21 protein-coding genes and 3 tRNA genes are annotated in these 21859 nt (G+C 70.2%); 13 read left to right on the top strand and 11 right to left on the bottom strand.

The window, feature by feature from the left end; all coding sequences use genetic code 11:
- Positions 1 to 1200 carry a TerC family protein gene (locus tag CT688_RS01525; RefSeq protein ID WP_107755476.1) on the bottom strand — a complete coding sequence of 400 codons (1200 nt, stop codon included), beginning with the start codon at positions 1198 to 1200 and terminating at the stop codon, positions 1 to 3.
- 71 nt (positions 1201 to 1271) lie between these two features.
- Positions 1272 to 1745 carry a DUF4442 domain-containing protein gene (locus CT688_RS01530; RefSeq protein WP_107755477.1) on the bottom strand — a complete coding sequence of 158 codons (474 nt, stop codon included), beginning with the start codon at positions 1743 to 1745 and terminating at the stop codon, positions 1272 to 1274.
- Between the two features lie 215 nt (positions 1746 to 1960).
- Here CT688_RS01530 and CT688_RS17985 point away from each other — a divergent pair, with 215 nt between their 5' ends.
- Together CT688_RS17985 and CT688_RS01540 are read left to right on the top strand one after the other, a co-directional pair.
- The gene (locus CT688_RS17985; protein WP_107755478.1) at positions 1961 to 3460 is read left to right on the top strand and encodes a fatty acid desaturase; all 1500 of its coding nucleotides are present in this window, start codon (positions 1961 to 1963) and stop codon (positions 3458 to 3460) included.
- A 65-nt stretch (positions 3461 to 3525) separates the two neighbouring features.
- A complete protein-coding gene (locus tag CT688_RS01540; protein ID WP_107755479.1) occupies positions 3526 to 3720 on the top strand; it encodes a ferredoxin in 195 nt (64 codons plus the stop codon).
- Positions 3721 to 3731: 11 nt separating this feature from the next.
- On the opposite strand, the gene CT688_RS01545 is transcribed toward CT688_RS01540, so the two are convergent.
- From CT688_RS01545 to CT688_RS01560, 4 genes are all read right to left on the bottom strand, one after another.
- Positions 3732 to 4331: a maleylpyruvate isomerase family mycothiol-dependent enzyme gene (locus CT688_RS01545; protein WP_197431456.1), complete on the bottom strand. Its 600-nt coding sequence runs from the start codon at positions 4329 to 4331 to the stop codon at positions 3732 to 3734.
- A gap of 51 nt (positions 4332 to 4382) precedes the next feature.
- Positions 4383 to 5387 (bottom strand): glycosyltransferase, encoded by a 1005-nt coding sequence (locus CT688_RS01550; protein WP_107757933.1) that lies wholly within the window; start codon positions 5385 to 5387, stop codon positions 4383 to 4385.
- A gap of 148 nt (positions 5388 to 5535) precedes the next feature.
- Positions 5536 to 6354, bottom strand: coding sequence for an ABC transporter ATP-binding protein (locus tag CT688_RS01555; RefSeq protein ID WP_017837450.1), 819 nt, complete (start codon positions 6352 to 6354; stop codon positions 5536 to 5538).
- A 12-nt stretch (positions 6355 to 6366) separates the two neighbouring features.
- Positions 6367 to 7254 carry an ABC transporter permease gene (locus CT688_RS01560; RefSeq protein WP_107755481.1) on the bottom strand — a complete coding sequence of 296 codons (888 nt, stop codon included), beginning with the start codon at positions 7252 to 7254 and terminating at the stop codon, positions 6367 to 6369.
- A 66-nt stretch (positions 7255 to 7320) separates the two neighbouring features.
- Between CT688_RS01560 and CT688_RS01565 the strand changes: the two genes are divergently transcribed.
- The 4 genes from CT688_RS01565 to CT688_RS01580 all read left to right on the top strand — a co-directional run bounded on the left by CT688_RS01565 (position 7321) and on the right by CT688_RS01580 (position 11410).
- On the top strand, positions 7321 to 8337 hold the full coding sequence (locus tag CT688_RS01565; RefSeq protein WP_107755482.1) for an NADP-dependent oxidoreductase: 1017 nt from the start codon (positions 7321 to 7323) through the stop codon (positions 8335 to 8337).
- Positions 8338 to 8386: 49 nt separating this feature from the next.
- Complete coding sequence (locus CT688_RS01570; RefSeq protein ID WP_107755483.1) at positions 8387 to 9733, top strand: polysaccharide pyruvyl transferase family protein; 1347 nt, start codon at positions 8387 to 8389, stop codon at positions 9731 to 9733.
- A 155-nt stretch (positions 9734 to 9888) separates the two neighbouring features.
- Positions 9889 to 10854, top strand: a complete 966-nt coding sequence (locus tag CT688_RS01575) for a nitronate monooxygenase family protein (RefSeq protein WP_107755484.1) — start codon at positions 9889 to 9891, stop codon at positions 10852 to 10854.
- Positions 10855 to 10858: 4 nt separating this feature from the next.
- Positions 10859 to 11410, top strand: coding sequence for a PadR family transcriptional regulator (locus CT688_RS01580; RefSeq protein ID WP_107755485.1), 552 nt, complete (start codon positions 10859 to 10861; stop codon positions 11408 to 11410).
- 31 nt (positions 11411 to 11441) lie between these two features.
- Here the strand turns inward: CT688_RS01580 and CT688_RS01585 are convergent, their stop codons facing one another.
- Positions 11442 to 12482 (bottom strand): NAD(P)H-quinone oxidoreductase, encoded by a 1041-nt coding sequence (locus CT688_RS01585; protein ID WP_107755486.1) that lies wholly within the window; start codon positions 12480 to 12482, stop codon positions 11442 to 11444.
- A gap of 136 nt (positions 12483 to 12618) precedes the next feature.
- Here CT688_RS01585 and CT688_RS01590 point away from each other — a divergent pair.
- Positions 12619 to 12704: transfer RNA gene (locus CT688_RS01590), tRNA-Ser, on the top strand.
- 24 nt (positions 12705 to 12728) lie between these two features.
- Here CT688_RS01590 and CT688_RS01595 read toward each other — a convergent pair.
- Positions 12729 to 13202, bottom strand: a complete 474-nt coding sequence (locus CT688_RS01595) for an SRPBCC domain-containing protein (protein WP_231750455.1) — start codon at positions 13200 to 13202, stop codon at positions 12729 to 12731.
- A gap of 7 nt (positions 13203 to 13209) precedes the next feature.
- On the opposite strand from CT688_RS01595, the gene CT688_RS01600 reads away from it, so the two are divergent.
- The 3 genes from CT688_RS01600 (at position 13210) to CT688_RS01610 (ending at position 16216) form a co-directional block, all read left to right on the top strand.
- Positions 13210 to 13566 (top strand): ArsR/SmtB family transcription factor, encoded by a 357-nt coding sequence (locus CT688_RS01600; RefSeq protein ID WP_370446322.1) that lies wholly within the window; start codon positions 13210 to 13212, stop codon positions 13564 to 13566.
- A 140-nt stretch (positions 13567 to 13706) separates the two neighbouring features.
- Positions 13707 to 14978, top strand: coding sequence for a lipase family protein (locus CT688_RS01605; protein WP_107755489.1), 1272 nt, complete (start codon positions 13707 to 13709; stop codon positions 14976 to 14978).
- Positions 14979 to 14980: 2 nt separating this feature from the next.
- The gene (locus CT688_RS01610) at positions 14981 to 16216 is read left to right on the top strand and encodes a S9 family peptidase (protein WP_107755490.1); all 1236 of its coding nucleotides are present in this window, start codon (positions 14981 to 14983) and stop codon (positions 16214 to 16216) included.
- A gap of 29 nt (positions 16217 to 16245) precedes the next feature.
- Here the strand turns inward: CT688_RS01610 and CT688_RS01615 are convergent, their stop codons facing one another.
- The 3 genes from CT688_RS01615 to CT688_RS01625 all read right to left on the bottom strand — a co-directional run bounded on the left by CT688_RS01615 (position 16246) and on the right by CT688_RS01625 (position 20417).
- Positions 16246 to 17211: a S9 family peptidase gene (locus CT688_RS01615; RefSeq protein WP_231750456.1), complete on the bottom strand. Its 966-nt coding sequence runs from the start codon at positions 17209 to 17211 to the stop codon at positions 16246 to 16248.
- A gap of 223 nt (positions 17212 to 17434) precedes the next feature.
- Entirely contained in the window at positions 17435 to 19231 is a 1797-nt protein-coding gene (locus CT688_RS01620) for a bifunctional UDP-sugar hydrolase/5'-nucleotidase (RefSeq protein WP_107755492.1), read from the bottom strand.
- Positions 19232 to 19358: 127 nt separating this feature from the next.
- On the bottom strand, positions 19359 to 20417 hold the full coding sequence (locus CT688_RS01625; protein WP_107755493.1) for a pyridoxal phosphate-dependent aminotransferase: 1059 nt from the start codon (positions 20415 to 20417) through the stop codon (positions 19359 to 19361).
- Positions 20418 to 20522: 105 nt separating this feature from the next.
- Here CT688_RS01625 and CT688_RS01630 point away from each other — a divergent pair.
- The 3 genes from CT688_RS01630 (at position 20523) to CT688_RS01640 (ending at position 21805) form a co-directional block, all read left to right on the top strand.
- Positions 20523 to 20614, top strand: a tRNA-Ser gene (locus CT688_RS01630).
- Between the two features lie 48 nt (positions 20615 to 20662).
- Positions 20663 to 20735 (top strand) — tRNA-Arg (locus CT688_RS01635).
- A gap of 149 nt (positions 20736 to 20884) precedes the next feature.
- The gene (locus tag CT688_RS01640) at positions 20885 to 21805 is read left to right on the top strand and encodes a DMT family transporter (RefSeq protein WP_107755494.1); all 921 of its coding nucleotides are present in this window, start codon (positions 20885 to 20887) and stop codon (positions 21803 to 21805) included.
- Positions 21806 to 21859 lie beyond the last annotated feature (54 nt).

Here is a 21859-nt window from a genome sequence, read left to right on the forward strand (position 1 = left end):
TCAGCGCGTGTAGTCCGTGGCGCGCTCATAGCGCGCGTGATCGTCCCAGACCCGGCGCAGTAGCTGCTCGAGCTCCCAGACGTCGCCCTCGGTTCCGAAGTACTTCCGGTCGATCGTCTTGAGCTTGTCCTCGTTCTCGAGGATCTTGGCCCACAACTTGGCCCGCTCGACGGGGTCGTCGGTGAAGTTCTTGTTCAGGTACTCGTGCGAGTGCCGCCTGAGGTTGCCGAGGACGGTGAGAGCCTTACCGGCCGGGCTCACCAGCGAGGCCACGATCGTCACCACGAGGACCGCCACGATGACGCCGAGCGACAGGTAGGTGGGCACCTCCACCACGTCGACGTGCTCGCCCTGGTTGATGAACGGCAGGTTGTTCTCGTGGAGTGCGTGGAGGACCAGCTTCACGCCGATGAAGCCCAGGATCGCCGCCAGGCCGTACTTGAGGTAGACGAGACGGTCGAGGAGGCCGTCCAACAGGAAGTACAGCTGGCGGAGACCGAGCAGGGAGAACGTGGTCGCGGTGAAGACGATGAAGACGTTCTGGGTCAGACCGAAGATCGCGGGGATGGAGTCCAACGCGAACATGATGTCGGTGCCGCCGATCGCCACCATGACGATCATCATCGGCGTCATGACCTTCTTGCCGTTCTCGATTGTGAACAGCTTGTCGTGGTCGTAGTGTTCGGTCGCCGGAATGAACCTCTTGGCCAGGCGCACCACGACGTTGTCCGCGTCGTCGTCCTCGTCATCCTCGGCCAGGAGTCGGCCCGCGGTGATGATGAGGAAGATGCCGAACACGTAGAACAGCGCGCTGAACGCGGTGAGCAGAGCGGCGCCCACGAAGATGAAGGCGGTCCGCGCGATGATGGAGAACACGATGCCGAACAGCAGCGCCTTCTGCTGCCCCGCGCGGGGGACCTTGAAGCTGGTCAGCAGGAGCAGGAAGACGAACAGGTTGTCCACCGAGAGGGCCTTCTCGGTGATGTACCCGGCGAAGTACTCCACGCCCATCTGAGTGCCGCCGAAGATCCACACCAGGAAACCGAAGGCGATCGCGATGCCCACGTACAGGGCGGACCAGATGGCCGATTCCCTGAGCGTCGGGATGTGCTCCTTGCGGACATGGAAGAAGTAGTCGAACAGCAGCAGTGCGACGATGAGTGAGACCGCGAGGGTCCAGGCGAGCGGGGAGGCTCCCAACGGGGGTGTCCTTTCCGAGGAAGGCCGAGTGACCGGATTATCCTACGCGCCTCCACCGGAGTCGCCCCAGGTCAGTTTTTCCGCCGCACGAACATCGTGTGCTGCGCCTCCACCACCGTCGCGCCGCGGCTGTCCGTCACCACCGCCGTGTGGACGACGCTGCTGCTCGGCCGCTCGGAGAGTTGCTGCCTGATGGCGTCGGCCTCGGGGCCGGGGACGTCCACCACACACCGCAGTCTGCCCCGGCCGGGAGCCCGGAAATCGATCGTCGCGCTCTTGGTCCACACCTGGTAGCCGCCACCGAGCTGGCCGGACAGCAGTGCCCCGTAGAGGACGTCGGTCGCGGCGAACAGGGCGCCTCCGAACGCGGTGCCGTTGGTGTTGGCGGTCCACGGCGCGACGTGCATGCTCAGCTCCCCGCGGCTCCAGTCCGGGGCGACGTGCCGGATGCGGATGCCGGAGCCGAGCAGCGGCGGGTAGAGGGAGGCCAGCAGAGGGAACGCCCGGGGGCTGGAGGTGTATCGGTGCAGCAGCGTCTTGGGCACGCCCAGATCGTAACTTACCCGCGAGTCAGTTCAATCAGGTGATCCCGCCGGCGGGGCGTGGAAGCCCTGGTCGGGCGAACGCGGAGACCCGATGGCGGCGAGCCGTGGACAAAATCAGCCCCGCTGTCTAGACAAACGGCGGTGGTTTGTCTACGTTGGACGCATCACGTGGCGTGCGACACACGCCGCCGGGTTCGACCGAGGGAGTCCTCCAGATGCACACCGACCTCCAGACAGAGGAGACCGCGGCTCAGCCGTACCCCTGGACTGACGGCAAGCGATACCTGTGGCTACTCGGGCTCATCCCGGCCGGCGCCCTGTTCATCTCGCTCGGGCTGTTCTCGTGGTTCTCCCACGCCGGGTGGGGCACCGCCGCCGTGGTGGCCTGGTTCGTCGCGCCTTTCGTCGTGTTCGTGTTCATCCCCCTGCTCGACATGGTCGTCGGGGTGGACGGGCGGAACCCGCCGGAGGAGGTCATCGAACGCCTGGAGGCCGATCCGTTCTATCGCTGGTGTACGTACCTGTACATCCCGGTGCAGTACGCCGCCCTGATCACGGCCTGCTATCTGTGGACCGCGGACGACCTGTCGTTCTTCGGCCACGAGGGCGGGCTGGGCCTGGTGGCCAAGATCGGTATCGCCTGGGCCGTGGGGATCGCCGGGGGTATCGGCATCAACACCGCTCATGAGCTCGGCCACAAGATCGAGAACTCCGAGAAGTGGCTCTCCAAGATCGCCCTGGCCACCACCGCCTACGGCCACTTCTACATCGAGCACAACCGTGGACACCACGCCCGTGTCGCGACCCCGGAGGACCCGGCGAGCTCGCGTCTCGGCGAGTCGTTCTGGGCCTTCCTGCCGCGCAGCGTCGCAGGCTCCCTCGTCTCGGCCTGGGAGCTGGAGAAGAATCGTCTCGCTCGCCTCGGCAAGTCCCCGTGGAGCCTGCGTAACGACAACATCAACGCCTGGCTCATGACCGTGGTCCTGTTCGGTGCCCTCACCGCCGCCTTCGGCCTCGAGGTCCTGCCCTGGCTGATCCTGCAGGCGGTGTACGGGTTCAGCCTGCTGGAGGTCGTCAACTACCTCGAGCACTACGGACTGCGCCGCAAGAAGCTCGACAGCGGTCGCTACCAGCGCTGCCGGCCCGAGCACTCGTGGAACTCCGACCACCTGGTCACCAACATCTTCCTGTACCACCTGCAGCGTCACTCGGACCACCACGCCAACCCGATGCGCCGCTACCAGGTGCTGCGCACCACCGACGACGCCCCGCAGCTGCCCGCCGGGTACGCCGCGCTCATCGTGGTGGCCTACGTCCCGCCGCTCTGGCGCAGGATCATGGACCACCGGGTCCTCGAGCACTACGACGGCGACGTCACCCGCGCCAACATCCAGCCGTCCAAGCGGGAGCGGATCCTCGCGCGTTACTCCGCTCCGTCGGCCACCGGGACGAGCGCCGCGTCGAATGCGTCCACGACGCCGTCCGCCACTGCGACCGCCGTCCTGGATCCCGAGCCCGACGTGAACGCGGTCCGCGGTGCCGTCTCGCCGATCGGCACCTACGCCTGCCCCAACTGCGGCCACCACTACGTGGAGGCGCTCGGAGAGCCGCGGGAGGGCTTCGGCCCCGGCACCCCGTGGTCGGAGATCCCCGACGACTGGCAGTGCCCCGACTGTGGTGTCCGGGACAAGGTCGACTTCGTTCCGGTCAGCTGATCCCCGTCGTTCCCTGTGTTCCCAGCGTTCCCAGTGTTCCCAGCGTTCCCTTCAGGAGGTAACCCATGAAGATCTCGATCGATCCGGACCGGTGCGAGGGTCAGGCGGTGTGCGTCGGGCTCGCCCCGAAGGTCTTCGCCCTGGGCGACGACGACGAGGTGGTGCGCCTGCTCGTCGAGGACGTTCCCGAGGAACTGCAGAAGAGGGCCCGCAAGGCCATTGAGAAGTGCCCGATGGCGGCGCTCCGCGAGACCGGGTAGGCCGGGGCCGGTTACGGTGCCGGCCAGGCCGAGGGGTCCCGCCCGGTGCGCGCGAGAGCGGCGTGCCGGGGCGGGACCCCGGGGTCGTCGAAGCCCGGCACCGGGGCGGCGAACAACTCCGGCGCCGGGTCGTCGGCGAGGTCGGCCCGGACGAAGTCCAGGACGGCGCGTTCGAGCTCCTCGCCCCACGGCAGGTCGATGCCCTGGGAGACCGACAGGTCCCAGGCGTGGACCGCCAGGTCGAAGGTCTGCTGCGCGAGATAGTGCTCCACCGGCGCCAGACCGTAAGAGAGATGGACCTCCTCGTCGAGCGGGGTTCCACGCCACGAGGCGGCCACCGGGGCGCGCAGGGAGTGCCAGAAGGCCACGAGGTCGGGACCGGTGGCGTCGGAGAGCCGCAGGAGGGGCTCCTCGAGGTCCCCGGCCACCTCGTCGATCGTCCCACCGGCCAGCAGCCCCGGGACCCACATCTGCTCGTCCACGACGTGGGCCAGCACGTCTCGGGCGGTCCACTGGCTGCACGGCGTGGCCGCATCCCAGTCGGCGATGGTCGGCAGGACCCGGTCGTACAGGTCGACGGCCTGGGACTGCAGGGCGATCCAGTCGGTCATGGGCTCCATCATGCCCCGGCGCGACGGAGTGTTCCGGGCCGGTAGGTCTGGTCAGGGCTTGTCGAACCGCTCGCCCGCGCCCAACCGCTGCAGCCGCATCCACTCGCGCAGGCCGGCCGGGTCCCGCCTGGTCACCAGGAAGTACCAGCCGAAGCGCAGGATCTCCTGGGGGATGAGACGTCGGTTGCCGGGCTGGGTGAGCACATACCCGCGGTTGCGGTAGGTGAAGTGCCGCTTGACCGGGTCGTCGGGGAACTGGGTGTGCATGCGGCCGCCGAGGATCGGCTTGAACTCGTCCGAGCCCTGCGGGTGCAGGTACGCGGTGGTGAGACAGGTGCCGAAGGGCAGCCGGGACCGCACCAGCCGGCGGTGCATCTCCACCTCGTCGCCGCGGATGAACAACCGGAGGTCCGGCACGCCCACGCGGTCCAGGCAGTCCGCGGTGAACAGTGCGCCGTTGAACAGGGAGGCGATGCCGGGCAGGAGATCGGAACCATCCGCGACCGCGGCTGCTGTGTCCGTCGGGCCCACTGCCGCGTCCGTCGGGCCCACTGCCGCGTCCGTCGGGCCCATTGCCGCGCCCGTCGGGCCCGCCTCCCGGGCGACGCGGCCACCCTTGTCGTCGGCGAACAGTTCGGACCGCCAGCGCCGCCACACCACTCCGCGCCGCAGGGGGAAGGCCAGGCGGTCGGGTTCGGCGAGGTCGCACACGACCGGCGAGACCTCGGCCAGTCCGTGGCGGTCCATGCAGGCCATCAGCGTGGCCAGGACCTCGGGGCCCTCGGGCCTGCCGTCGTCGTCCGCGCACCACACCAGGTCGGCGCCGGTGGCCAGGGCGTGGAGCATGCCCAGCGCGAATCCGCCGGCGCCACCGAGGTTGTGCTTCGAGCCCAGGTAGGTGGCCTCGACGGGCTGCGCCTCGACGAGCTCACGCACCGCATTCTCGTCGGCGTTGTCCACCACCACGAGGTGGTCGACGGGCCGGGTCTGCCCGCACACCACCTCGAGCGAGGCGCGGAGCTGCTCGAGCCGTCGGTGGGTGACCACCACGGCCACCACTCGCCGCGAATCGCCCGGCCCCTGCCCGGTTGCGCGCCCGGATCGCTCGCTTCCGGTGGGAGTACGCGCCCCCTCGGGTCCATATCGGGCGCGCGAGCCCGATCCGGGGTCCGAGCCGGGGCCCGCACCCGGGCCGGAGCCGCCCTCAGGCCTCACGCTCCATCCTCTCCATGTAGGCGGCGATGGACCGCCCGGCCTCGGGGCCCTCGTAGGCGGTGACGATCTCCTCGATGCTGCCCCGTTGCCGGATGCGTCCGTGGTCGATCCACATCGCCGAGTCGCACAGCTGCGCCAGGAACTCGTTGGAGTGGGAGGCGAACACCAGCATGCCGGACCGGGAGACCAGGTCCGCCAGCTTGATCCGCGCCTTCTTCATGAACTCGGCGTCCACCGCGCCGATGCCCTCGTCGAGCAGCAGGATCTCCGGGTCGATCGAGGTCACCACGCCCATCGCCAACCGGACGCGCATCCCGGTCGAGTAGGTGCGCAGCGGCATGTCCAGGTAGTCACCGAGCTCGGTGAAGTCGGCGATCTCCTCGACCTTGGCCTTCATCTGCTTGCGGGTCTGGCCCAGGAACAGGCCGCGGATGATGATGTTCTCGTATCCGGTGATCTCCGGATCCATGCCCACGCCGAGGTCGAACACCGGGGCCACGCGTCCCCGGATCCGGGCGGCGCCGCGGGTGGGTTCGTAGATTCCGGACAGCAGCCGCAGCAGCGTGGACTTGCCGGCACCGTTGTGTCCCACCAGCCCGATGCGGTCACCTTCCCGGAGGGACAGCGTGATGTCTCGCAGGGCCTCGACGACGACGACGTTGGACGAGTTCCGCCCGATCGCGCCGCCGGCGGAGCCGAGGACGGCCTTCTTCAGGGAGCGGGACTTGGCGTCGAAGATCGGGAAGTCCACGCACGCGTCCACGCAGTCGATGGACACGCCGCCGGGGGTCGGGGTGGCGGGGCTCATGGGATGTACCTCCTACACCCAGTACGGGACTCGGGAGCGGAACCGGCGCAGCGCGACAAAGGCGAGGATCAGACCGACGGCCGTGCAGGCCAGGACGATCCACCAGTGGTACGCGGCGACGGGTTGGCCGATCATGGGGGCGCGCACGATCTCCAGGTAGTGATAGAGCGGGTTGAGTTCGGCGATGCGAGCCCGGTCCGCGATCTCCCCGCCCTGTTCGTACAGCGTCTGGGTGGTCCACACGATGGGGGTCATGTAGAACAGCAGCTGCACCAGGGAGTCCAGGAGCGGCGCGATGTCGCGGAATCGGGTGGCGAGGATGCCGAACAGCATGGCCACCCAGACGCCGTTGACCATGAGGACCGCCAGGCCCAGAACGGCCAGTAGCAGGTCCCAGCCCAGCGGGCGCGGGTAGATCAGCATGAGCACGACCCAGATCACCAGGTTGTGGCAGAGGAACAGGAACTGCCGCCACACCAGCCGGTAGACGTGGACGCTCAGCGCGCTCGGCAGTTGTTTGATCAGGCCCTCGTTGGAGATGAAGACCTCCGAGCCCTCCTTGATGCAGCCGGAGATGAATCCCCAGAGGATCAGTCCCACGGTGACGTGGGGGAGGAACTCGGCCAGCGGGATCTGGAACAGGATCGAGTACAGCAGCCCCAGAGCGGTCGCCATGACGCCGGTGGCGATGGTGATCCACAACGGGCCCAGGGTCGAGCGGCGGTAGCGCTGCTTGATGTCCTGCCACCCCAGGGAGAGCCACAACTCCCGCTGACCCAGCCCCTGGCGGAGGTCGGCCACGGCCCGGCGGAAGGTCTGGGAGTCGCTGACGATCTCGCTGCGGACGCGCTCGTCGGGGAGCGTCGCCGAAGCGGGGTCGGGAGTGGGCTGGTCCTGCACGAAGGCGAAGCCTACTAGAGGTGTGGCCGGTGGCAGCCCCGCAGACAGGGCGCGTACACATGAGTCATGACGACCAGCACCCAGATCCAGCTCGTCAGCCGCCCGCGTGGCTGGCCCACCCATGACGACTTCCGCACCGTCGTCGTCGACCTCCCCGACCTCGCCGAGGGCGAGGTGCGCGTGGCCAACGAGTTCCTCTCCGTGGACCCCTACATGCGCGGCCGGATGAACGAGGGCCGCTCGTACATCCCGCCGTTCGAGCTGAACGAGACCATGACCGGTGGCGCCGTCGGGCGGGTGGTGGAGTCCCGCTCCGACGCCCACCCGGTCGGGTCGGTCGTGATGCACGATCTCGGCTGGCGGGACGTCGCGCAGGGCGGCGGCCGACAGTTCCGGGTGGTTCAGGAGATCGAGGGTGTCCCGATCTCCGCGTACCTGGGGATCCTCGGGACCACGGGCCTCACCGCGTATGTGGGCCTGCTGCACATCGGGCGCTTCCGGGAGGGCGAGTCCGTCTTCGTCTCCGGGGCGGCCGGGTCCGTGGGGTCGGCAGTCGGTCAGATCGCCCGACTCATGGGCGCATCGAAGGTCGTCGGTTCGGCCGGGAGCGCGGAGAAGGTCGACAAGGCCATCAGCGACTACGGGTTCGACTCCGCGCTCAACTACCGTGAAGGCCCGGTCCGCACGCTCCTGCGCGAGCACTTCGGCAGCGCCGACGGCGAGGGTATCGACGTGTACTTCGACAACGTCGGTGGCGACCACCTCGAGGCCGCACTGGACCTGATGAACGATGACGGTCGGCTGGCCCTGTGCGGGGCGATCAGTTCGTACAACGCCACCGAGCGTTCGCCGGGCCCGGACAACCTCTGGCACGCCATCACCCGCGGGCTGACCCTCCAGGGCTTCACGGTCAACAAGTACATGCACCTGTTCAAGGAGTTCGCGGAGAAGGTCGGTCCGTGGGTGGCCTCGGGCGAGATCGTCTTCGACGAGACGGTCGTCGAGGGCATCGACAACTCGGTCGACGCGTTCCTCGACCTCATGCGCGGGGCCAACGTCGGGAAGATGCTCGTCAAGATCTGATCCGAGGGGTCGGCCCGACCGCGGTGCCGCCGTGGGGCAGGGTGGACGCATGACGTCGACTCGCCGAGCCGCGCCCACCTCCCGCCTGCGACGACGGGCCCGGCGTCGGCTCGACGCCACGCGGGCCGCGGCGGACGCGCGCTGGGGTCGACCCCGTGAGGCCCACCTGCCCGTCTACCTGGTCGCGCCGGCCGGTCATCCCAACCACGGTGACGAGCAGTTGCTGGCCGGGTGGCTGCGGTACCTGCGTCACCGGCTCCCGGGAACGCCGGTGGTGGTGGACTGCCACACGCCAGGGCAGGCGGCGGTCCTCCACCACGGCGAGCACCCGGACGTGCTGTTCACCGACACGCTGTGGCGCCTGGCGGGGGAGGCCGTGGACGAGGCCGTGGACGAGGCCGTGGAGGAGGCGGTGGGGTTCTGCCGTCGCGCGATCGGCGACCTCGGGGTCAGGCCCGCGCTCGCCTCGGGCATCGGGTTGCTGCGCAGCGCGTCGGTCGTGCACCTGATCGGCGGGGGGTACGTCAACGACCTGTGGCCGCACCATCTCGGCGTGGTCGCGGGGGCGGGAGAGGCCGGGAGGCGGGCCGGTGCTCGCGTGGTGGCCACGGGGCAGGGCTTCGTGCCGTGCGACGACGCCGAACGGCTGGCGGGGGCGTTGCGCGACTATCACCTGGTCACCGTCCGGGACGCGGCCTCCTGTGAACTCCTGGAGAGCTCGGGGGTCCCGGTCCGTCATGTGGCCGACGACGGCTGGCTCGCGCTGTCCGTCGCCGGGGGAGTGGAGGCCGGCGACCACCCCGTCTACTCCTCCGATCCGGACACCAGTCGCGACCTGGTGCTCTGCGCCCAGTCCGACCTGGTGGAGCCGGAGGTCCTCGCCGACGCCGTTGGGCGAGTGCTCGCAGAGTGGGCGGTGCCGGGCGAGCGGATCACGGTGGTCGAGTCGATCCCCGGTGGCGACCGCGTGGTGTGGGACATGGTCTGTGCGCGCGCCGAGGCCGCGTCCGGCGCAGGTGGCGACGACGACGAGGTGGGGCGCGCTCTGGCGGGCCTGCGCCTGACACGCGCGCGCTTCGTGCCGTTCCAGGAACTGTGGTCGACGGGTCTTCCCGCCCGGCCCGGCCAGGTCTGGCTGACCAGCCGCTTCCACCCTCATCTCTTCGCGGCGGCCCGCGGCGCCTCGGGGGTGGCCCTGCGGACGGGCTCGGCCTTCTACGACGTCAAGCACGGATCCCTGCAGGCCGCCGGCTCGCCGTGGGAGGCGGTGGCTCCGCACGCGACCTCCTCGATCGCGATGCCCGCTGCGGGCGGTGTCGCGCCGGCGACGGTCGACGCGCTCGTGTCGGGGGCCGAGCGGCTGGCGGAGGAGATCTACGCCGCGGCGTCCCGATGAGGAGCCCAGATCCGCGGCGGAGATGAGAAGGGGTGCCCGCGCTCCAGTCGACTTCGTGGTCGCCGCTCGGGCTTTGTGCAACTAGTTGCATAAAACGGTGGGCGGCCGTACGGTCGGGGACAGCCGACCCCATACCGGTCTCGAAAGGACAGCTCATGGCCCTTCCCTCCGTGCTCGCCGGCCCGCTCACCGTCCCGGTGGTCGCCTCGCCGATGTTCATCTATTCCGGCCCGGAATTGGTGGCCGCGCAGTGTCAGGCCGGGGTGATCGGGTCGTTCCCGGCGCTCAACGCGCGACCGCAGTCGGCCCTCGGGGAGTGGCTGGACCAGGTCACCGAGAGCAACGCCGCCTTCGCCGCGGCGAACCCGGACCGGTACGTGGCCCCGTTCGCCGTCAACCAGATCGTCCACCGGTCCAACGACAGGCTCGAGCAGGATCTGGCGACCGTCGTCGAGCACGAGGTGCCGATCGTCATCACCTCCCTCGGTGCCCGTACCGAGGTCAACGAGGCAGTCCACTCCTACGGCGGCATCGTGCTGCACGACGTGATCAACGACAGGTTCGCCCGCAAGGCCATCGAGAAGGGGGCCGACGGGCTGGTGGCGGTGGCCGCCGGCGCCGGGGGACACGCCGGGACGCAGTCGCCGTTCGCCCTGATCCAGGAGATCCGCGAGTGGTTCGACGGCCCGCTGCTGCTGTCCGGGGCGATCGCCCACGGCCGGTCGATCCTCGCCGCGCAGGCCGCCGGCGCCGACCTGGCATACGTGGGCTCGGCGTTCCTCGCGACCGAGGAGTCCCGCGCGGCCGACGAGTACAAGCAGATGATCGTCCGGAGCAAGGCGGAGGACATCGTCTACAGCAACCTCTTCACCGGCATCCACGGGAACTACCTCCGGGGCAGCATCGAGGCGGCCGGGCTGGACCCGGACGACCTACCCGTCTCGGATCCCACGGCCATGGACTTCGGCTCCGGTGGGGGCGCGGACTCCAAGGCGTGGCGGGACATCTGGGGCGCGGGCCAGGGCGTGGGCGCTGTCTCCACGTCGGGCACCGTGCGCGAACTGGTCGAGCGGCTCCGCGCGGAGTACGAGCAGGCGGCGTCCGCCCTGGCTGCGCGCTGACACCGTGTCACTGAAGTTCGCGATTCTCACCTCTCTGACCGAGCGGGCGGGGAGCGGGATCGAGCTGGCACGGCGGTTCGACAAGTCGATCGGGTACTTCTGGCCGGCCACCCACCAGCAGATCTACCGGGAGCTCGACCGGCTGGCGGAGTCCGGGCTGATCCGGGAGCTCCCTCTCGATGGCGCCCCCTCGCGGGGTAACCCGCGTCGTTTCGAGGTCACCGGGGACGGCCGGAGGCTGCTCACCGAGTGGATCCGCGAACCGGACGAGCCGGACCCGATGCGGTCCACCATGGCGGTGCGGGTGCGTGCCGCGGCCGCGACGGGGGCGGTCGACGAGGTCCGGGAGGCGCTGCGGCATCACCGGGACCAGCGGGCCGACAATCTCCGCCGGTACCGCGAGATAGAGGACCGGGATTTCGCCCGGCCCGACCCGGCCGACGCCCGCGATCTCCTCCAGCACCGCGTGCTCACGCTGGGGATCCAGGTGGAGCAGGCGTGGGTGAGGTGGTGCGACGAGGTGCTCGAGATGCTGGACCAGCTCCCGGCGGGCTGAGAGTCGCCCTCCGGAACACGGCGCCGGCACGTCAGCCGACGGTCAGCAGGATCTTCCCGTGGCTCTCCCCCGACTCGAGCAGGGCCAGCGCCTCCGCCGCGCGCTCGAGCGGGATCTCCCGGGACACGCGGGTGGTCACGTCACCCGCCGCGACCATCGGCCACACGCAGTCCACCACCTCCCGGCAGATGCCGGTCTTGCCCCCGGGACCGTCGACCGGGCGGGCACGGAGGTTGGTGGCCAGCACGCCGGCTCGGCGGGGGAGCAGGGCCCCCAGGTTCAGCTCTCCCTTCACCCCGCCCTGCATGCCGATCACGATCAGTCGGCCGTCCGGGGCGAGTGAGGCGATGTTGGGCTCGAGGTACTTCGCGCCCATCACGTCGAGGATCAGGTCGACGCCACGGCCCCGCTCGTCCGCGTCGGTCCATTCTCTGACCCGGTCAGGGAAGTCCTCCTCGCGGTAGTCGATGACCAGGTCGGCGCCGAGCTCGCGACACTTCCGCACCTTCTCCGGGCCTCCGGCGGTGGTGGCCACGCGGGCGCCGAGCGCGCGGCAGACCTGGATGGCGTGCGAACCGATGCCCCCGGCCCCGCCGTGGATCAGCACCCGCGGGGCCCCGAGGTCCGTGTCGCCCCAGCGGGCCTCGGGAGACAGGACGCCGCGGCCGAGCCCGCCGGTCATGACGAGGTTGGACCACACCGTGCACGCCACCTCGGGCAGCGTCGCGGCCTCGTGGAGTGATACGCCGGCGGGAACGGGCATGACCTGCCCGGCCGGCACGGCCACCTTCTCGGCGTACCCGCCGCCGACCAGGAGCGCGCACACCTCGTCGCCGATGGCCAGGCCTTCGACGCCTTCGCCCACGGCCGAGATCAGTCCGGAGCACTCGAGTCCGAGGATCTCCGACGCCCCGGGCGGCGGCGGGTAGAGGCCCTGGGACTGCAGGAGGTCGGCGCGGTTGACGGCCGTGGCCGCCACGTCGATGAGGACCTCGCCGGGCCCGGGGTGCGGATCGTCCACCTCGGTCAGCCGGAGGGAATCGGGACCGTTGGAATACTCGATGGCCTTCATGCCTCGACCGTAGCCGCGATGGCCGCGGCCGGCAGCCGGGCTGGGTGTGGGCGGGAGGGTCCACTACGATGAGCAGCGTCGTCCACGCGTGTTCCACGTGGAACCACGCGCCCTGGCGTGTCGTGGCGGACGACGGGGAAGTGTGGCAGAGCGGCCGAATGCACTCGCCTTGAAAGCGAGCGTGCCTAAACAGCACCGGGGGTTCAAATCCCTCCACTTCCGCCCCGGACGTCGACGTGGCCGCACTCAGGCGTAGTAGCCCTCTCGCAGGTTGATGCCGTGCTCGACCCACGCCTTGAGTGCGGTGAGCATCATCGTCCACCCCTCGCAGTTGCCGAAGGCGCTCTCCGCGCCGCCGGGCGTCACGCGCCAGGCCCGCTCGGTGATCGTGACCAGCGTGCGCGCGCCGTCGTCGATCGGTTCGAACTCGAAGACCGTGGTGGTCTCGGTGTCCGTGGCCTCGACGCCCTCCCACCTGATGACCAGTCGCCGGGGTGGATCGGCCTCGACCACCGTCACCGGGAATCGGCCGGGGAAGTCGGCGAACTCCCACGAGACCTCCGCGCCCGGCTCGAGCCTGCCACGGGCGCCCCCGGTGGTGAAGTAGCGGGACAGTTGCGCGGGGTCGGCCACGGCCTCGTAGACGGCGTCGACGGGCCGCCCCACGCGGCCCGAGACGGTGAAGGTCAGTTCTCTCAGCACTCCAGACATGTTGTACATTTACAACATGTATGACGGTGCGCGCAAGGGTGCGGACGACGACGACGCCGTGTTCAAGGCTCTCGCCGCCCCGATACGGCGGCGCATGCTGGACGCGCTCAAGGACTCGCCGCGCACGACCGGCGGTCTCTGCGCCCTGTTCCCCGACATCGACCGCACCACGGTGCTGCAGCACCTGCGCGTGCTCGAGCGCGCCGACCTGGTGGCGGGCCGCAAGGTCGGCCGCGAACGCCACCTGTCGCTCGCACCGCTGCCGATCAAGCGGATCCACGACCGGTGGATCGGTGAGTACGCCCGCGCGGCGGTCGATCTGCTCGAACAGCTCGACGCAGAAGGCGACCACCTAAACCACCAGGACGAATAATCACCTGTTTACACACGGTGGTCCCTGCTGGGATGATCAGAGAGATCTCGCAGTGAGAGTGGGGCCGTCCACCGCCGTCGAGCGGCGACCCGGCCCCACCACCACATCCTCTGAGCGCGACGAACCGCCGGGAGTGCGCCATGGTCGGCACGAGCACCGCCATCCGTCAGATGCGTGGGGGCGTCGCGTGCGCCCTCGCCCTCCTCCTCCTGGTCTGCGCCGGTGTCGGCGCCGGATCGGGAGCGGCCGGGGCCCAGTCCGCCGCTCCGCCACCCGTGCCTCTGCCGTCCGCCGATCCGTTCTACACCCCGGACGGGCCGATCGCCGATCTCGCGCCGGGAACGGTGATCAAGAGCAGGACCATGACCTACGGGTCGCTCGAACTCGCCACACCGCTCACCAGCACCCAGGTGCTCTACCGGACCACCGATCAGGCGGGCGCGCCGAGCGCGACGGTCGCGACGGTTCTCAGGCCCCTGGTCCCGGGGCCCCCGAGGCTCATCTCCTACCACATGGCCTACGACGCGCTGGGCTCCGAATGCGACCCCTCCTACACCCTGACCGGGAACGGTGCCCCGGGCCGGGCCGCGATCGCCGAGCAGGGTGTGATCGGCGGATATCTCGCGGCCGGCTACACCGTCGTCGTTCCCGACTACGAGGGACCGGACCTCGAGTGGACGATCGGGCGCCAGTCCGGCTACGCCGCCCTGGACGGTGTCCGCGCCACGATCGACCATCTGGGACTGCCGGCGTCGACGCCGGTGGGGCTGGCCGGATATTCCGGCGGGTCCGTGCCCACCCAGTGGGGTGCCGAGGTGGCGCCGACCTACGCCCCGGAACTCAACATCGTCGGCGCGGCCGCCGGAGGACTGCCGGTCAACGTGGCCCACAACCTCCCGTACGTGAGCGGGAGCGCCACATGGGCCGGGGTCATCCCCGCGCTCGTCGTGGCATATCAGCGAGCGTATGGGATCGACACCGACAGTTTCCTGTCGGACTACGGCCGCCACCTCGTCGAGATCGTCAGCTCGCAGTGCATCAACGCCTTCGCCGCCGACTACCCCGGACTCACCGACGCCCAGATGGTCCGCGCCCCGTACACGTCCCTGCTGGACATCCCGGCGGTGGTGAGCGCGATCGGGGACAACGTGATGGGCACGGCGGGCACGCCGAGGGTCCCGATGCTGCTGGCCGTGGGCGACGTCGACGGGATCGGCGACTCGGTCATGGTGACGGCGGATGTCGCCGGTCTGGCGTACGAGTACTGCACCCGCGGTGTGGCGGTGACCTACGCGCAGTACGACGGCCTCGCCCACTCCGAGGCGTTCGCACCCTTCCAGGTGCAGACGGCCCAGTTCCTCGCCGACCGGTTCGCCGGCCTCGCACCCACCACCAACTGTCAGGGGACCTGAGCATGTCGACCTTCTTCTCCGCCCGGCCCCACCGCGCGCTGAGTGCGGGGTTCTACAAGGATCCGGATTTCGACTACGAGGTGCGGTGCCTGCTCGGGGCCGTCGCCTACGGCGCCGCCGAGGCCGGGGAGGTCCTGGCGACCGTGGACGGGGTCGGCGACGGCGACCACGATCACTGGTTCCACGCCTGGCACGACCTCGGGAGCAGGGTCCACGCCGCGGCGGACCGGGAGGCGGCGGCCGGTCGGACGGTGACCGCGTCGATGGCCTACCTCCGAGCGTCCACGTATCTCGCGGTGGCGGTGAACGCGGCCAGCGGCCTGCGGGACGAGGGGCAACTGACGTCGACGTTCCGCCTCCAGCGTGCGAGCTGGGAGCGCTTCGTCGACACCACCGACCGGGTGATCGAACGGGTGTCCATCCCATGGGAGAAGGACACGATGCCCGGGTGGTTCCTCCGGCCGTCGACCGACCCCGGACCCCGCCGGACACTGGTGATGGTCAACGGCAGCGACGGGGCGACCAGTGGGCTCTGGCACAACGGTGCGGCCGGCGCGCTCGCGCGCGGATACAACGTGCTGCTCTTCGACGGACCGGGCCAGCAGTCGATGCTGTTCGAGCGCGGGATCGGCTTCCGCCCGGACTGGGAGTCGGTCCTCACCCCCGTCGTCGACTTCCTCCTGGACCGCTCCGACGTCGACGCCGGAGCGCTGGCCGTGTACGCCATCAGTCAGGGCGGGTTCTGGGTCTCGCGGGCGCTGGCCTACGAACATCGCTTCGCCGCCGCGGTCGCCGACCCCGGAGTGGTGGACGTGGCGGCGTCGTGGACCGCGCACATCCCGTCCAGCCTGATGACGCTGTTCCGCGCGGGCAAGAAGGAGGCGTTCGACCGCGACATGTCACTCGGGATGAAGTTCTCCTCCTCCACTGCGCGGACGTGGGCCTTCCGTGCCCGACCGTACGGGGAGACCGGGTACTTCGACACCCTCGCCGCGGTCCACCGCTACTCGCTGACCGCCGACGAGATGTCGGACATCACCACCCCACTGCTCGTGACCGACCCGGAGGACGAGCAGTTCTGGCCCGGCCAGTCCGAGCGGCTCGCCGAGGGCGCGGGCGGCCCCACCGAACTGGCCCGGTTCACCGCTGCCGAGGGTGCGAACTACCACTGCCAGCCGCTGGCCCGACAGCTCACCGATGCGCGGATGTTCGGCTGGCTCGACACGGTCCTGGGTTGACCTGACCGCCGGCTCGCGCCGATCTCGGCTCAGGCCGTGGTCTCGTGGAGTTCCGCCGCCGACACGTGGCGGATGATCTCGAGGACCCGCGGGTAGGCGCGGGAGTCCCCTGACACGAGGGAGCCGTGGTCCTCGTCGTTGAACAGGACCATCTTGGCCTTCCCCCCGGCGCGGCCGACCGCGTCCACATAGCGCTGGGAGTTCTCCGGCCCCACGGTCACGTCGCGCGCGCCGTGCATGGCGACCACCGGGGTATCTGTCGCGATGTTCTGGATCGGATCGACCTTCGCGTAGCGCTCCGGCACCTCCGCCGGGGTCCCGCCGATCGCGGTGACGATCCTGTCGTCGCCATGGGTGGCCGCGTAGACCATGTCCAGAGGGCCGGCGATCGAGATCACCCGCGTCGGGCGGAACGCCGGTTTGGCGCCGACCTCGTCGTCGTCCAACGTGTGTCGCGTTCCGGCCCACACGGCGAGCTGGGCTCCCGCGCTGTGCCCCACCACCAGTTCGTCGTCGGTGGTGATCTGCGGGAACTTCTTGTCCACCTCGACCACGTGGTCCATAGCGCTCGCGACGTCGTGGAACGTGGTCGGCCATCCGCCGCCCGAGCCCACCCGTCGGTACTCGATGTTGTAGACGGCCATCCCGCGGTTGGCCAGCGTTCGGGCGAGCGGGTCGAACGAGTCGGCCCCGATCTGGTCCCGCCACGCCCCGCCGTGGATGAGGACCGCCAGGGGGATGGAGTTGGGGAGCTGCTCCCCGGCGGGCAGGTAGAGGTCCGCCCAGTTCTGCTCCGGATCCGAGGTGCCGTTCGTGGGGTACTCGAACCGCTGGACGGTGACCTCGTCGAGCCTCGCCGGGGCGCGGAGGTCGGTCACCACGACCGGCGCCGCGCCGGTGGTCACACATCCCGACCCCAGTGCCAAGGCGATCGCCAGGACCACGCCGATCCGCGCGGCTCTCGTGGGGCGGAGACAACGTCGTCGCTGCAGCATGACCACCATTTTCTCAGGCACGAATCAGAAAGAAGGAATAGCCGACTCATGCTGGACGCAGTCGCCGTTCACCACAGTCCGGTGAGGGGCGCCGGACGGCGTGGTGAAATCGATCTTAGAATGAGCGGCGCGAAAAACCTAAGGGTTCCCTACCGGATTCCGGTGACCGCAGGTGAGGAGGAATGTCGGGCCGCGATCTGCAGGCGGGCGGCGGTCTCCACGCCTACCGGAGCACCCGGACCCGCCCGGTGTCGGGCGCGCTCAGGGGGCCCTCGTCGGTGACGTACCGGATGAGCGCGTCGATGTCCGTCAGGCCCGCCTCCCGGCGATCCCCCCGCTCGGCGAGGGGCGAGCCCCTGAACTCGGGAGAGGAGAGGAACTCGTTGACCACGACGGTGTACTCGCGGTCGGGATCGACCGGCTGGTCGTCGACCAGCAGTTCGGAGACCCTCGCGCCTGCCGGTCGCCGGGTGTCCACGGTGTAGCGCACGTTGGACGAGACCGCCGGGCCGTTGTCGCCGATGTCGTCGGCGAAGTGGTCGAACGCCGCTCGCAGTTCCCGCCCCGTCACGGTGACCAGGTAGAGGCGGTCGCCGTAGGGCTGCACGGTGTGCAGGGTCGCGTAATCCAGGGGGCCCTGGGGCAGGTCTGTCCGCAGCGAGTCCGGGTTGGACAGCGCGAGCTGGGCGCCCCTTCCCCGGGTGGCGTGGAGTTGGCAGTCGGCGATCACGTCGGCCAGCGGGGACTCCCCGTTGGAGTCCATCCTCCGGGGGATCGTCTCGGTGGCGGAACCGAGGGGCGTGCGGGCCTCCGCGGTCGCGGCGGCACCGGCCTGGCGCGCGAGTTCCTCGGTGCCCGGGTCGGGTGCGATGTCGGCGTTCACCGTCTGGTTGAACGCCGAGGTCTGGGGACGGATCACGTCGCCGGTGGCGGGATCGACGGCGAGGTCGACCACGGCGACCGACCGTCCGTGTGATGCCGGCGCCACCACGACACGCTCCTCGTTCTCCGCGTCCCTGACCCGGCAGGTGGCGGGACCGCCCGAGGCGCCGACGATCAGCGCGTCGACCGCGGGGTCGAGGCGCGTGATCAGGTCGAGCTCGGTGAGTTCCTCCGGGCAGGCACCGGGATCGAGGTTGCCGTGCACCGTGGTGGACTGCACCAGCCCCACGATCGCCTCCACGCCGAGGAACTGCAACGCGTCGACAGTCTCGTTGACCGCTTTCACGGGGTCGGAGAGCCGGGTGGTGGTCTCCGGGGCGCTGTCGGAGGGGACGGTGACCGCCACGATTCCCACACGCACGTCCCCGACCCGCTGGATCGCGAACGGGAAGGTGGGTGCGGCGTCGGGGGAGGGGATGACGTTGGAGGCCAGGAAGGGGAAGGCCGCGCCCCGGAACGGGGGAAGGGGCGGGTCCACCCGGCAGTCCTGCTCCGTACGGCACGCCGGTCGGACCAACTCGCGGATGTGGTCGGCGCCCTTCTCCAGCTCACGCCTCCCGACGCCCGCTCCGTTGACCCCGAGGCGGTTGAAGAACTCGACGGTCGGCCGGTCACCCAGCAGCGCAGCCTCCGGGGACGTCCCGCCGATGGAGTCACCGGTGGCGAGCAGCATCGCGTCGCCGGACTGGTCTCGCAGCTTGCCCACCGTCGCGGCGAGGTGCGACCCCCCGCCCGCCGGTCGCACGTTCCCCGAGCCGTCCCGGAGCTGGCCCTGGAACCCCACCGGTCGGGTGAGCGCGCCGGAGAACTCCCCGATTCCGAGGATCCGCACCGACTGCGTCTCCACCGAGGGCGTCCACGGCCGGCCCGACTCGCCGGGGCGGGCGTCGGCGGCGGGGGCGGGGGCGAGGGTGAGGACCAGCGCGCCGATGGTCGTGATCACCAGCGTGATGACCCCGGCGAGGCGACGGGGCGAGGTCTCCGCGCCGCGGACGGCGGCGGCTGACTGTGAACCCGACCACAGGGCGACCTGGATGGGCGAGGAGTTCACGCTGTCCCATGAACTCTTCTGTCTCATCCGGCTCCTTCGGGTCCCGCCCAGGTCGGGCACGCGGACACGTGGGGCCGCGAGCGGGAGCACCACTCCGCCCCCTCGAACCCCGACCACTGTGCCGGTGCGAGGTCACGGGAGCCCGCCGGAACAGTCACGTTCCGATCACAAAAGTGCGGGCGGCGGCGAGTAGGCGGTCGTTTTCCGCCGGGTCGCCGATCGTCACCCGCACCCCGTCTCCGGCGAAGCACCTCGTGATGACGAGGTGGTCGCGGCAGTGTGCGTCGAACGCCGCCGCGGCGTCCCCGAGCGGCAGCCACACGAAGTTGGCCTGGCTGTCCGGGACGGCGTGCCCGAGTCCGAGCAGCGCCTCACGGACCCTTTCCCGTTCCGCGACCACCGCGTCCGTGCGGGCGCGGAGCTCGTCACCGGCCTCGAGGCATGCGATCCCCGCGGCCTGGGCGAGCGAGCTCACCGAGAAGGGGACGACCATCTTCCCCACCGATGCCACCAGCCCCGCTGGTCCGGTGAGGTAGCCCACGCGCAGGCCCGCCAGACCGTACGCCTTGGAGAACGTCCGCAGTGCCACGACGTTCGGCCGGGCCATGGACTCGGCGACGCCGTCGATCGGGTCCTCGGATCGGAGGTACTCGTAGTAGGCCTCGTCCAGCGCCACGGTGACCCGCTCCGGGATGCGGTCCAGGAACGCGGTGAGCGCGGCCCGGGAGACCGCCGGACCCGTGGGGTTGTTGGGGGTGCACGCGAAGATGACCCGGGTCCGGTCGGTCACGGCATCGGCGAGGGAGTCGAGATCGAGGGTGCCGTCGGAGCGGTTGGGGATCGCGACGGGGACGGCGTGGGCGATGCGCGCGATGATCGGGTACGCCTCGAACGATCTCCAGCCGAAGAGCACCTCGTCCCCCGGGGCGCACACCGCCTGCACGAGTTGCTGGCACAGCGCGACCGACCCGCACCCCGCCGTGACGTTCTCCGACGGGATACCGAGGTACTCCGACAGCCGGGAGACGAGGGCCCCGGCCGTGATGTCCGGGTAGCGGTTCACCCCTGCCGCCGCGTCCACGATTGCGGCCGCCACGCTCGGGAGCGGGCCCGCGGTCGTCTCGTTGGAGGCGAGCTTGATCGCGCCCGGGACGGTGGCGCCGGGTACGTACGAGGGGATGGCGTCGAGGTCGGTGCGCACGTCGGGGGACATGCGTCCAGAGTAGGTCCACCGGGTGACGGCGGGGTGTCCGGCCGTTTTGCGCACCCCGCCGACCGGTGTGTACTGTTATCCCTCGTTGGCTCAGCAGAGCCTCCAGGAGGCGTGCCAGAGCGGCCGAATGGGACTCACTGCTAATGAGTTGTCCTCCTTAAAGGGGACCGGAGGTTCAAATCCTCTCGCCTCCGCCATGCCGGAGCACCGGGTGACCGGATGAACTGGCACGACAGATGAATACTGCGCCCGTAGCTCAATGGATAGAGCACTTGACTACGGATCAAGAGGTTAGGGGTTCGAGTCCCTTCGGGCGCACAGCAGGTATCGGCAACGCCCTCGTCCCTCCGGACGGGGGCGTTCGTCGTCCGCCGTCCCTCTGCGGATCACCGGCGGCGGGTCCCGGGCGCGGGGGTGGGGCCGACGGTACGACGACGACGAGGCCGGCCGCTTCGTAGGCTGTGCCGATGCCCACGCCCGCTCGAGATGCGCTCCGCCGCAACGCCGGCCATCTGGCGTCGGTGGCTCTGGTGATCATGTGGAGCTCGGGCTATGTCGGCGCCGAGCTCGGGACCCGGACCGGGGGGACCCCGCTGCAGCTGCTCGGGTGGCGGTTCTCGATCCTGGGGGTGCTGCTGCTCTCCGTCTGCCTCGTGCTGGGCGTGCGGTTGGCCGACCGGAGGGCGTGGGCGCGGCAGGCGGTGTTGGGTATGTTCAGCCAGGCCGTGTTCCTGTTCATGATCTTCGAGGGCGTCGCGCGCGGTGTCGACGGCGGGACGGCGGCGCTGATCGCGGCCCTGCAGCCGCTGCTCGTGGCGACCGTCGCGGGCAGGTTCCTCGGGGAACGGACCACGCCGGTCATGTGGTTCGGCATGCTGCTCGGGATGGCCGGCGTGGTGGTGGTGGTCTCTGGCGGCCTGGGTGCCGGGAGTGCGCCGTGGTGGGCGTACCTGTTCCCGGTGGCCGGGATGCTGAGCCTCGCCACGGGGACGGTTCTCACCCAGCGCCTCAGGCCGACGGAGACCCTGCTCCAGGCGATCACCATGCAGTCGGTCGTCGCGGCGGGGGCCCTGGTCGCAGCGATGCTCCTCGTCGGGCAGGGAGCGGTGCCGGCCGACCCCGACTTCTGGGTGGCGGTGGCCTGGCTGGTCTTCCTGTCGACGCTCTGCGGGTACGTCCTCTATGTGTTCGTCACCCGCACCCGCGGCGCCACGGTCGCCAGCGTCCTGCTCTACCTGACCCCGCCCACCACCATGGTCTGGGTGCGGTTGATGTTCGGGGTGCCGATCACTCTTCTCGCGGTGGTGGGGATGGCGGTCAGCGCGGTCGGTGTGGTCCTCGTGTTGCGGTCGCGGGCCGGGGCGCAGGCCCACCTCGCGCGGCGATAGAGGGAGGCCGGCCGAGCGCGGAGCCTGTGGACGAGGCGGCCGGTACGGGAGAGT

It is taken from the genome of Dietzia sp. JS16-p6b (genome assembly GCF_003052165.1).
GTDB lineage: Bacteria > Actinomycetota > Actinomycetes > Mycobacteriales > Mycobacteriaceae > Dietzia.